A 12,294-nucleotide genomic window follows, 5' to 3' on the forward strand; every position below is an offset into this window, starting at 1 on the left:
GCAGGTGTTTTATTGGAAGGTATTGCCAACATTACCTGTGCCAGTTTGCGTGGTTAATACGATTTCACCACTGCCAACCTGCAAAGTTGTTTGAGTATTGGAAACACCGTTTTGCGTCACCAGAATGCTACTACTAATACCGCTATGTTGATTAATCTGGGAAGAATTAGAATCACCAAACTGATTGAGCACCAGTGAACTAGTGAGCAAAGACCCGTCCTGCCCCTGATCTATTTGTGCTGTATTGGCTGAGCCATCTTGGATTACTAGGGTGGTACAGGAAATAAGTTCAATAGCGGCAATATTTTCGTTCCCTTGATCAAGATTTACCGTATTAGAAGAGCCGGTTTGCATTACCTCACCGCTGCTTGAGGTAATATTCTCCTGATCCACATTTGCAATGTTATTGTCACCAATCTGGGTGACTATCCCAGTAGCAGCTGAAACATCAGTTTCCTGTTCTATTCTTCCGGTATTCGAATCACCTATCTGCGTTATTATTGCAGTGCTCGTCGTCGTGACTTCATCCTGCTCGATATCTAAAAAGTTGGAAGAGCCAGTCTGGCTGGCCATGGCAAAGGTAAAGGTTACATCTCTATCCTGATCTATGTTGGCGAAGTTGGAGTCACCAACTTGGGTGAACATGGCGCTAGTGCTATCCACCCTTATACGCTGATCTAAAACCAATGTGTTAGACATTCCTTGTTGAGATGCGACAAGTGTGGTGGAAGTAACATCTTCCTGTTGCAGGACTTGGATGTCGTTTAAGTCTCCAGACTGAGTGCCGGTGAAGGAGCTGAATTGCGCATCGTCCTGCAGCAAGGTCGCTGTATTATCACTGCCATTCTGGGTCAGGGAGGACGTAGTAAGCTGCGTTGCATTCTGTTGCACTGCTGAGGCCTGATTCAAATTTCCCGTCTGTACCAGTTCAATAGTGCTTTCAGAAGTGCCTGTAGTTTGGGATGCATCCGAGTCATTGAAATCGCCGATTTGGGTCTGAACAATCAAGTTGTTATGCACAGTACCATCGGACTGATCAGAAGTTGCACTATTGCCAGTACCTTCCTGGAATACCAGGGTGACATTATTATCAGCTAGAGCAGATACGCTGGCGGCAAATAGCGCGGCTGCAGTCACAGACTTTGTCACTTTCATAGAGGTAATCCCTTATTGGTTAAATCTTATGGGGCGACCGCTTATAAGCCTCGACTGCAAGCCTGGATGAGCATCAAGGGAGTTGCCATAGGAAAAAATGGCTGAATAACTAAGAAGAAAGCTTGGGATTGTTGTTTGTTCACCGGGCTAACTTGCTGTATAACCATACAGCCCCAGAGTAACCTCTGCCTCATTGTTTGCATATCACGTCATAAGGAACTGGTGTGCGGCATCGACGATAGATAGATCGAAAAACTAGCGCTTGTGCCATGACCCAACCGATAGAATTGCCAACTGGCTACTACCTGGACAACTTCAAAGCGTTGATTGAATTTGTTAGCCAACATTATTCCCGGCTTATCACCACATCTGAGCAAAATTTTTTTAAAACCTTCCAAGAGTTGGATATTTATAGCCAGCGGCTCTATGTGCGTTTGCTGTCCCGTAAAGGAGTACCCTCCTCTAGAGGATCGCTTTTCCGCATGGAGAAGCTTAGCTATGGTGAGATAGAGAGCATTGAAAGTGCTGCAGCTGTTTTGGATCGCGTTGGACTACTTTGTTTTAATCCGGTGCTAACGGCACAAGAATATCTACCACTATTTACCAAAGCTGAATTGCTTACGGCAGGACCCTTGGGTATACCCAAGTCTCTCAGCCGGCCTTCTCTCGAACAACTATTGCTTGAAGACTCCAGTTCGAGTGACTGGTTTGTGAAGTTGCTTTCTCAGGACAGGGTACTAGCTGTCCAGGGTGCCGAACATTTCCAGACTTTTAAACTATGTTACTTTGGCAACTTGAATCAGGATCTTACTGATTATGTATTACGGGATCTTGGGCTTTATCGCTATGAATCCTATCCACTGGATAAGCAAAATCTCCCCTTTCAAAGTCGGGCACAAATTGATCAGTATCTGCTTTACTACCAATGCCTGGAGCTGTTAGAAGAGCCATTACTGGAAGATGCAGAAGCCATAATAGCCTTATCTGCTCAACTGCCAGAAGGTATTGATGGTGACTCAACCCTGGCTCGTCGGCTGGACAGGATACGTCTAAAGTTGGCACGGCAGCTTGAGCGGCTCAATGCTCTTGAGCAGGCCGATTCACTATATCAACTTTGTAAAACCCCTCCCGCCCGTGAGCGCCGCGCACGAATTGCCGTAAAGCAAGGGTACGACACTCTAGCATTGGAAATATGCGAGGAAATAATAGCCTTCCCTATGGACCAGGCAGAAAGAGAGTTTGCTCTTAGCTTTGGTTACCGCACAGCCAAACGAAGTGGAGGCCTCAACAATTGGCAGGCACCTCATAAAATCCAAGCCCCCACTGAAGTGATAAGTTTGGCGCAGGGGGAAATCTGTGTTGAGCTACAGGTGGCAGAGCACCTTGAAGGTTCTAGCGGTGGTGAGTGTTTTTATGTAGAGAACACCCTATTCACCGGTGTGTTGGGCCTCTATATTTGGGACGTACTGTTTGCACCTGTGCCTGGTGCTTTTTTCAACCCCTTCCAGGTAGCCCCAGCCGATTTTCGCACCGCGGATTTTTACTATTCCCGACAAGCGCTATTCACCCAGCGATTGGCTGAAATAGAGCATGAGCCCTTGAAGTCCCGTGTCCTCGCTACCTTTGCTGAGAAACAAGGTATTGCCAACCCTTTGGTTACTTGGGAGGCTTTGTCTACAGAACTACTTGAGAAGGCGCTGGATAGAATCCCCCTAAGTCATTGGCGTTCAATTTTTACTCGCATGCTCAGTGACATCACACAGAATAGAAATGGGCTGCCAGACCTTATTTGCTTTACTCCCTCCGGTCACTATGAACTCGTGGAGGTTAAAGGTCCTGGGGATCGCTTACAAAAAAACCAAGAACGCTGGCTGGCGTTTTTTGCTGAAGAGGCGATCCCTCATCGGGTAATTCATGTGGAGTGGCACTAGCTTTGGATAGCTTAGAGTCGGCTGAGATTTTGAATCTTTCTGTGGGAGAGCTAGTCGCTTTTTCCTGCCGCAGCGGAGATTTGATTCGGGAGCCAACTTCAGGGCCCTCTGCCCAGGAAGGGATTCGAGCCCATCAGAAGCTACAAAAGCAGCGGCCCAAAGGCGCTGAGGCAGAATACAAGCTCAAGACCCAAATGGATTGGATGGAACAGCAGGTTACTTTGAGCGGCCGGGTTGACATTTTTCACCCGAAAAGTGATTTGCATAAACCGGCTCAGCTGGATGAAATTAAGACCACTTATTTACCCCCATCGAAGTTGTCCGATGCCGCCAAGCAACTGCATTGGGCCCAGCTAAAAATTTACGGCTATTGCTACTTGGTAAATGAAGACGCTACAGGTGATACAGATACAGTTGCCCTGCAAGTTGTCTGGTATAACCTCAAGGAGCGCAAGGCCTATCCAGAGTGCATAGAGTACCGCTTTAGTGAGTTAGAGGCCTTCACTCTTGAGGCTCTCACAAAATATTTGTGTTGGCACAGGGCTTGGCAGGAACATCGGCAACAGCTTACTGATACGGCGAAACAGCTCGCTTTCCCTTTTCCACAATACCGCCCCGGCCAGCGCCAACTGGCAGTGGAAGCCTACCGGTGTTTCCGGGACGGTGGTGAGCTGGTGGCTGAAGCTCCAACGGGAACCGGTAAGACAATCAGCACCCTATTCCCAGCCATAAAGGCAATTGGCGAGGAAAAACTGGATCAGCTGATTTACCTGACCGCAAAGAATTCCGGTCGGCAAATGGTGCGGGAAACCATTGAGGCACTTCAGGCGAGTGGTTTGCAGTTATCTTTACTTGAAATTCAAGCAAGGGAAAAAACCTGTGCCTGTAACCTGGGGCTTTGTACCCGTGATGATGACGGCATCTGTCCGAGAACAAGAGGGTTTTATGATCGACTTCCAGTTGCAATGGATGCCCTGCTCGGCCGGCCCCAGTTAACTCCCAAAGAAATTGCTGATGTGGCGGATCAGCAGCAAATCTGCCCCTTTGAACTCTCCCTTCAAATATTGCCTTGGGTAGACTTGGTGGTATGTGATTTTAATTATGTATTTGACCCTTTGGTACGCCTGACCAGTTTTCAGGACCATCGCAATCGCCGCGCACTATTAGTCGATGAAGCTCATAATTTGATCGACCGCGCCCAGGAAATGTACAGTGCAAAGTTATCCCGCCGTGATAGTCGCCGCGCAGCTAATGCTTGCAAAGGGCACTCTCCGACATTGCAGAGAAGTATCCAGTCTCTGGTTCGGGCAATTGAAAATTGGATCAAGCGATTGCGAGAAGTTGGTGTAGCTCAAAGCCGCAGTGCTTTTGAGGGGGGCGAATTTTGGGCCACTGCAGCAACAGGTGAAGCAGAGCATCCAGAATCAGTTTCTCGAGCCGTGCAAAAAGTGCTCTCCACGGTCAGCCAACTTATAGAAAGCTCTCAGTCGCCCCCGGAAGAAATAGCGGAGTGGTTAAGGTCTGTCTATCGTTACGCTGTTATTGAGCAGGAGCTTTCCGATCAGTATAAAGTCGTCACTCGGGTGATTGACCGGGATGCTCCCTGGCAGGAGCAGGAAATTAAGCTACTTTGTTTAAATGCTGCACAGTTTTTACAGCGATCCTATCAGCAAAACCAAGCCGCTATACTCTTCTCTGCGACTTTGCGCCCAGCTAGCTATATATATAGTCAACTGGGCGTAGAGCATGAGTCGCCCTACTTAAGACTGCCCTCGCCTTTTCAGCCGCAGCAACAGGGCGTTTTCCTGTGTCCATATATAGATACGCGCTACCAAGCCCGCGACCGCTCAATAGAGAACCTCGTCGACATTATTTCCCGTACCTTTTACAGGCGAGCAGGAAATTACCTGGTATTTTTTCCCTCTTATCGTTACCTGGAGCAAGTTGCTGAGAGTTTTAAGGCGAGATTCCCGGAAGTGTCCTTGTTACAACAGCTGCCGGGACAGGGAGAGACAGAGCGCGCTGAGTTTTTGTCTGGATTCAACGAAGGTAACAAGAGCCTTGGGTTTGCCATTATGGGGGGCATCTTTGGTGAAGGCATTGACTATGTTGGGGAGAAGCTGGTTGGCACTATTATCGTCAGTACTGGGCTCCCGCAAGTTAATGTTGAGCGGGAGCTGCAGCGCGATGCTGCGGAAACCACTGGCATCTATGGATTTGATATCGCCTATCGCTATCCAGGGATGACTCGTGTACTGCAAACCGCCGGTCGGGTTATACGCTCCGAATCTGATAAAGGTGTGATCATTCTGGTAGATAGCCGCTTTTCAGAACCTTTTTATTGGCAGCTTTTTCCAGAGCACTGGCAACCGGCGGTTTGTCGCAACACCGATCAATTAACGGGCAACTTGGAGCAGTTCTGGAGTTTAAGCTAAATCAGGTTTTTAGGATTTGTACTCCCTCAGCCCAAATTTTCCCAGCACCCAAGCGATAAGTGTGCCGCTCAATATCCCTGCCGTATTGGCCGCGAAATCCAACCACTCACCCGTTCGATTCACGTAAGATTGAAGTAACTCTATGCCACCGCTCCACAGTACAAAAAATAATCCTATTAGCCACCAGTAACTAGGCCTGCGTAGGGCGACGGGGAACATCAGTGCACTATAGGCAATTAAGTGATTGGTTTTGTCGGTGCCAGGTATATTGGGTACTTCGGGAAGCGGAAACAGGGATAGGCTCGTAATAATGCACAAAAATACCACTGTTAGCAGAATCCAGTAGTTGTAAACGAGCCTTAAGGGAAGTTGAATTATCATTAGTTCCTACTAATTAGGGTTACATTGTTAGCCTAGTGGCACTGCATCTAAACATCTTTAACTCTCCATAAGGATACCCACCAAAATCTGGAAGGGAAAAGAGCGCTTGCTCGAAGCACTGAAGAGATTCAGGAAGATTGGTTGTTTCCATTAGGTTGATCCAGTTTTCATTCTTTGGGGAAAACTTATCTACTGTGAATCACAAGAGGCCCAAGTCAATTAATTTCAGCAGGATTTTTAGTATAGATGCCATGATATTAAAAACGACTATGGCCTTTATTATCAGCTGGCGACAATAAACCACTCATATTTAGTACCATAATGCTATTAATCAGGTGGGGTCCCTAATAACTCGTATCAACGTTCATCACTTGGTATAATAATCATTAGTCTAAAAACTGTTTAAACCTCGGAGGACTTCATGGGAAAGATAATCACTACTTTGTTTGCCGTGCTCTTAAGTACGACCTCATATGCATCAGATACGGCCGTCTATTGGACTGTTTATGCCTGGAACGCTGTACATGTCACATCATCTGGCACGGCAGCTATTAATATCGGGAATTCAAACCCATATAATCCTAATCCGTCTGAAACCCTGTGGGAACCATGTAAAGACAATATGATATATTTTCATCAATCTGCAGATGGTACACTTATTGAAGAAAAGTATGTTGATCGGATGCTCAAAGTTGCTTTAGCAGCAGTGGATTTTAATGGGAGCCGTATGCGGGTCGCTATTGACCGAGATGAAAATGGAAACTGCTTTACATCTCAGGTTTATATGATTGCTCGCTCGTAAAGTTAGGTTTCATAAAAACTGAGCGGCTGAAAATTTTTGATTTGCTGTGCGCTATTTGTTAATTCAGCCGCTCTAAAAGTCACTTGCTGCGTATGCTAAACATCATGCTGACGTTCTATGTGCACGGCATTAACCAATGGGTCTACTTACAAGCCTCGAGTTAATACTGCCATTAACTTTCTACCCAAAACCAAAGCCTGTCTGATCGAATCCCGGTGCCTTTCATCAGCAAATTCCTGGTACTCTGCATTGATTTCATGAAACTCCTCAACCCCCAAATAGTGGCTTAAGGTTCGGATATGTGGCCCCAGGTGATTCATTTGCTCACGGATTCCTCCTTGTCCAAAGCCAAACTCCCCGGCAGAGGTGATAAGCACCAGCTTTTTGCCAGACATAATAGGCTCTAAGGGGAAGTCACCACGGTCTAAATCAAAGGTGAACGTCTTGTTGATACGAACAACTTGATCGAACCAGGCCTTGAGTGCGGCAGGCATGCCGTAGTTATACATCGAAGTGGACATAACAATGATATCCGCCTGGGATAGCTCATCAATTAAGATGTCAGAAAGCGCGACCAGGGACTGCTGCTCCTTGGTGCGATCCGCTTCAGGCGTAAAAACCGAGGCAATCCAATCTTGATTAATAAAGCCTGGTGGGTTTAAACCGACATCTCTATGGATAACTTTATCTTTAGGCCTCTTTTCTAGCCAGCTGCTTACAAAACTCGCGGCAACTGCTTTGGAGATTGAGGTATGCCTGGGGATATTCGCACTTTCATGTGGTGCTACTAAGCCGCTCCACTTCTGGGCACTAGCGTCAATATGTAATAGTGTTTTCATGGTCTGGAACCTTTACTAAACCGCCTGAAGGTTCATCTATGGTGATGCCGGGGAGTATCCTTGACAAACGAGTTATTTCTTCTTATAGATGAGGAAAAATCATCTATAAGAGATTCTGATCGGTGTACCCAAACCTGCCTTCCCTCAACGCCCTCAAAGTATTCGATGCCGCCGCCAGACTGGGCAGTTTCAAGAGAGCTGCGGAAGAACTCTTTATAACGCCGACAGCCGTATCACATCAGATAAAGGGTTTGGAGGAATCCCTGGGTACAACATTATTCGAGCGCAAAACCCGTGCTGTGCAGTTGACCAGTGAAGGGCAGATGCTCGCTCAAACTACCTCTCAAATTTTTCAGCAGCTCACTGAAACGGTGAGTGAACTAACGTGGTCAAAGAAAACACTGACCATTAGTACGACTTCAAGCTTTGCTGCTATGTGGCTTGTGCCCCACCTGGAGAATTTTTATCAGAAATTTCCAGATATCGTTGTTTCAGTAGTGACCGGGGAAGAAGTGAGTGATATCGAGCGAGATAGACGCATCGACATCGCTATTCGGTACGGGAAATATGATGAAAGTACAAAAAATGCTCTCCACTTGGCTACCGAAACAATCGGTGTCTACGCTGCACCAAGCTACCTGACTCAGATTAGGGATATTTCTGAAGCTCAACTTCTGGAAACAAAATGGGTCAACTCATCACTTCCACCGCTGAACTGGCAAACTCTCCTCAAAAGAAAACTTAATGGTATTCGCGTGCGGCAGTTTGACCAGGAGCATCATGTAATCCAGGCCGCCTTGGCTGGCCAGGGTATTGCGCTAGTAAGTTCGCTTCTTGTTCAAAATCCTTTGCGCAATCAATGGCTGGTTCCTTTTAGAGGAGGCTCCATGCTTTCAGGGATTGAGGGATTTACCTATTCCGCATTAATACCTAGCCGCCATTCAAGAAATGGAAATGTGTTGGCTTTCGTAACCTGGCTGAAGGAAGCACTTCGCGATTCTCCCTATAGTTAGGTACATCCGACTGGCACTGAACTCGCCTCCGGACTTGCCGAGAGTAGGTATGTACCTAATCTAAGTTCACACCAAGAGCACAACATATTGTGCTCACCTATTAATCAATGCGCCATATATAGTGATCTGGATCAATTGGCGTTCCTGTCTCTTCGATATGCTCTCCCCACAAATTGTGAGGAAGTCCGATGACCAGTACCGCTATACCCGACAGCGAAGCCGCACCAGCTTCAGAACAGATTTCGCAAGTAAGTTCAGATCAACTGTTGGTGCGTAAGCGAGATGGCAGGACACTGGCTTTTGATGCTCGCAGGATCACTTTGGCTCTTCTCAGTGCTGGCCAGGCAACGGAATCTTTTGATCAACAGGAAGCGGAACAACTTACCGAATCTGTCCTTAAAGTGATCAAGCACCGCTTTGATAGTGGTGAGCCCATTGATATTGAAGAGATTCAGAATATTGCTGAACAGGTATTGATCAATAACGATTACATTGATACTGCCCGCGCCTATATCGCTTATCGGGGGCGGCATGCGCAAATGCGCACTGATCGGCAAACACTGGTGGATGTCGGTGCTTCTATTGAAGAGTATTTAGAGCAAGCGGATTGGCGAGTTGCAGCCAATGCGAACCAGGGATATTCCCTAGGGGGATTGATCCTGAACAGCGCAGGTAAAATGATTGCCAACTATTGGTTAAATCATGTTTATTCCCCTGAGATCGGCGCAGCACATCGGGATGGCGATTTACACATCCACGACCTGGATATGTTGGCTGGATATTGTGCAGGTTGGTCGCTGCGCACCCTATTACATGAAGGGTTGAATGGTGTTCCGGGAAAAGTCGAATCGGCACCGCCGGCCCACTTGACCAGCGCGGTCGGACAGATTGTTAACTTTCTTGGAACACTGCAAAACGAATGGGCGGGCGCGCAAGCATTTAGCTCTTTCGATACCTATCTTGCGCCTTTTGTGCGCAAGGACCAGCTGGACTACGCGACCGTACGCCAGTGCATTCAGGAGCTGATCTTCAACCTGAATGTGCCATCCCGCTGGGGCACCCAGACCCCTTTTACTAATCTCACTTTCGACTGGGTTTGCCCCCAGGATTTGCGCGAGCAGGTGCCTGTGATTGCCGGTCAGGAAATGCCCTTCACCTATGGCGACCTGCAAGAGGAAATGGATCTAATCAACCGCGCCTATATCGAAGTCATGAGCGAGGGGGATGCACGCGGTAGGGTATTCACCTTCCCTATTCCCACATACAACATCAGTGAGGATTTCCCTTGGGAGAGCGAAAATGCTGAGCGGCTGTTTGCCATGACCGCTCGCTACGGTCTGCCCTATTTCCAAAACTTTATAAATTCAGACCTGAGCCCAAACATGGTTCGCTCCATGTGCTGCCGCTTACAGCTTGATCTACGCGAACTGTTAAAGCGCGGCAATGGCCTCTTTGGCTCCGCCGAACAGACAGGTTCGCTCGGCGTAGTGACTATCAACTGTGCCCGCCTTGGATATCTCTATAAAGGAAACTGGCAGCTTCTGCTCACCCAACTGGACAAACTGCTGATACTTGCCCGTGATTCCCTTGAAGTGAAACGGAAAGTCATCCAGCGGCATATGGATGCAGGTCTGTTTCCCTACACTCGCCGCTACCTGGGGACTCTGCGCAACCACTTCTCCACGATTGGGGTGAACGGCATCAATGAGATGCTGAGAAACTTTAGTGGCGACAACGAAAGTGTGGTTACGGAAGATGGGAAAGAACTGGCTGAGCAATTACTCGATCATATCCGTATGCGGATGACTGAATTCCAGGAACAAACCGGGCATCTCTACAACCTGGAGGCAACTCCGGCAGAGGGCACTACTTATCGGTTTGCCCGCGAAGATCGCAAACGTTACCCGGATATTATGCAGGCAGGTAGTAGTGAAGCGCCCTACTACACCAATTCATCCCAGCTGCCAGTGGGCTTTACCGATGATCCCTTCGAGGCCCTGGCTCGACAGGAATCCCTCCAATCCCGTTACACCGGTGGCACTGTACTTCATCTTTATTTGGGCGAACAGTTGCCAGATGCCGATAGTTGCCGCCGCTTGCTGCAGCGTGCCCTGGAAAATTACCGCCTGCCCTATATCACAGTGACTCCGAGCTTCTCAATTTGCCCGGTCCATGGATATCTGAGTGGCGAACACCAATTCTGCCCACGCTGCGACGAAGCTCTCCTGGCCCGAGAGCAATCCTGTTGTAGCGACTAAACCATACTTTCAAGGAGAAAGACCATGAGCCAACAAAACACTTTATTGAGAGAAGAAGACCGCACCCGCTGCGAAGTATGGAGCCGGGTAATGGGGTACCACCGCCCAGTTTCATTTTGGAATCCGGGAAAACAATCAGAGCACCGGGAGCGCCAATTCTTTGTGGCGGACAACAGCAGGAATGCACTAAAAACTTATGAGTAATAAGTTACGTGTCGGTGGATTCACGTCGTTTACGGCAATCGACTTCCCCGGCGAGTTGGCAGCGGTGGTTTTTTGCCAGGGATGCCCCTGGCGCTGCCGCTACTGCCATAACGGCGATCTACTGCCTGCGCGAGCACCCAGTGCCTATGACTGGGATCAGATCCTCACATTTTTAGACAGCCGCCGGGGCTTGCTGGACGCCGTTGTGTTTTCCGGTGGAGAGCCCACCGCCCAGAGAGCCCTGGAACCGGCGATTGTCCAAGTTAAGGATCTGGGATTCAAGGTCGGGCTTCACACTGCGGGAATCTACCCCCGCAGGCTGGAACGCCTGATCCAAAGTCTTGATTGGGTGGGGTTGGATATCAAAGCGATGCCGGAAACCTATCCATCCATTACTGGAGTCGATGGTAGCGGTGTGGCCCCTTGGCAATGTGCGGAACTGCTCGCACAGTCGAAGATACCTTTGCAAGTGCGCCTTACCAGGCATCCGAGCCTCACAACTGATACTGAACTGAACCAAATACGGGAGAAACTTAGCGGTGTTGGCATTGAAAAGTTGGAGATCCAGCGCTGCAATAGTGAGCAAGCGATTGATCAGACGTTGAGCTTCTCAACTTGAATGATAAAACCTAGTTTAGCTGTGCTAATGCCTCAGGAATCGGGGTTTCGCCCCCAATAAATTCAAAAACTGCACCGACCGTTTTGGGCTCATCCAACGCAGTAGTAATTACCTCGGCAACATCGGCTCGGCTGATCTCTATGTCTGGCCCAGCAAATAAATCGCTTATGCTGATTAACCCCGTTCCCAAGGTGTCAGTTAGGGCACCAGGTCTCAATATCGTGTAATCGAGGCCAGTGTTTTTTACATATTCATCCGCAATATGTTTGGCTTTTAGATAGGGTTGGAGTTTTTCAGGCCCCTGCTCTGGTCGCCCGGCAAAAATGGAACTCAATAGAATAAAGCGCGATATACCCGCGCTTTTCGTTGCATCACAAAGATGGATAGCACCATCCCGATCCACAGACTCCAATGCTTTACCCTTGGAGCCTGCAACAAAAATGACTGCATCTTGCCCCTTTACCGCATTGTTTAGGGACTCCTTCCTTGTCAGATCTCCAAGAATGGGGCGCGCACCTGTACTACGCAAATTATCTTGCTGGGATTCCGTGCGGACCATAGCGGTTACCTCGTGCCCCTTGCCGACAAGTTTACCCACAAGGATTTGACCGATTGCACCGTTAGAGCCCGCCACAAGTACTTTCATTGCTCTACCCA

General features: G+C 48.3%; 9 protein-coding genes and 1 pseudogene. 6 read left to right on the forward strand and 4 right to left on the reverse strand.

All coding sequences use genetic code 11. The features are described 5' to 3' along the window. Positions 1-9: 9 nt before the first annotated feature. Positions 10-1,155, reverse strand: coding sequence for a hypothetical protein (locus ACJJIR_RS10290; RefSeq protein ID WP_444908288.1), 1,146 nt, complete (start codon positions 1,153-1,155; stop codon positions 10-12). 269 nt (positions 1,156-1,424) lie between these two features. Here ACJJIR_RS10290 and ACJJIR_RS10295 point away from each other — a divergent pair, with 269 nt between their 5' ends. Both ACJJIR_RS10295 and ACJJIR_RS10300 read left to right on the forward strand, forming a co-directional pair. Further along, positions 1,425-3,086 carry a VRR-NUC domain-containing protein gene (locus tag ACJJIR_RS10295; RefSeq protein ID WP_444908289.1) on the forward strand — a complete coding sequence of 554 codons (1,662 nt, stop codon included), beginning with the start codon at positions 1,425-1,427 and terminating at the stop codon, positions 3,084-3,086. Positions 3,087-3,088: 2 nt separating this feature from the next. After that, on the forward strand, positions 3,089-5,521 hold the full coding sequence (locus tag ACJJIR_RS10300) for an ATP-dependent DNA helicase (protein WP_444908290.1): 2,433 nt from the start codon (positions 3,089-3,091) through the stop codon (positions 5,519-5,521). A 9-nt stretch (positions 5,522-5,530) separates the two neighbouring features. Here ACJJIR_RS10300 and ACJJIR_RS10305 read toward each other — a convergent pair whose 3' ends face one another. Further along, positions 5,531-5,902 (reverse strand): VanZ family protein, encoded by a 372-nt coding sequence (locus ACJJIR_RS10305; protein WP_444908291.1) that lies wholly within the window; start codon positions 5,900-5,902, stop codon positions 5,531-5,533. Between the two features lie 421 nt (positions 5,903-6,323). Between ACJJIR_RS10305 and ACJJIR_RS10310 the strand changes: the two genes are divergently transcribed. Beyond that, positions 6,324-6,704, forward strand: a complete 381-nt coding sequence (locus ACJJIR_RS10310) for a hypothetical protein (protein ID WP_444908292.1) — start codon at positions 6,324-6,326, stop codon at positions 6,702-6,704. Positions 6,705-6,850: 146 nt separating this feature from the next. Here ACJJIR_RS10310 and ACJJIR_RS10315 read toward each other — a convergent pair whose 3' ends face one another. Then, on the reverse strand, positions 6,851-7,543 hold the full coding sequence (locus ACJJIR_RS10315) for an FMN-dependent NADH-azoreductase (RefSeq protein ID WP_444908293.1): 693 nt from the start codon (positions 7,541-7,543) through the stop codon (positions 6,851-6,853). 122 nt (positions 7,544-7,665) lie between these two features. Between ACJJIR_RS10315 and ACJJIR_RS10320 the strand changes: the two genes are divergently transcribed. The 3 genes and pseudogenes from ACJJIR_RS10320 (at position 7,666) to ACJJIR_RS10330 (ending at position 11,637) form a co-directional block, all read left to right on the forward strand. Continuing rightward, a complete protein-coding gene (locus ACJJIR_RS10320; RefSeq protein WP_444908294.1) occupies positions 7,666-8,556 on the forward strand; it encodes a LysR substrate-binding domain-containing protein in 891 nt (296 codons plus the stop codon). Between the two features lie 188 nt (positions 8,557-8,744). Further along, positions 8,745-11,018 (forward strand): annotated as a pseudogene (locus tag ACJJIR_RS10325) (ribonucleoside triphosphate reductase). Further along, positions 11,011-11,637 carry an anaerobic ribonucleoside-triphosphate reductase activating protein gene (locus ACJJIR_RS10330; protein WP_444908295.1) on the forward strand — a complete coding sequence of 209 codons (627 nt, stop codon included), beginning with the start codon at positions 11,011-11,013 and terminating at the stop codon, positions 11,635-11,637. Before ACJJIR_RS10325 ends, ACJJIR_RS10330 begins: the two are co-directional and overlap by 8 nt. Positions 11,638-11,647: 10 nt before the next feature. Here the strand turns inward: ACJJIR_RS10330 and ACJJIR_RS10335 are convergent, their stop codons facing one another. Then, complete coding sequence (locus tag ACJJIR_RS10335) at positions 11,648-12,283, reverse strand: SDR family oxidoreductase (RefSeq protein WP_444908296.1); 636 nt, start codon at positions 12,281-12,283, stop codon at positions 11,648-11,650. Positions 12,284-12,294 lie beyond the last annotated feature (11 nt).

This window comes from Microbulbifer maximicatervae (SeqCode), from assembly GCF_052467385.1.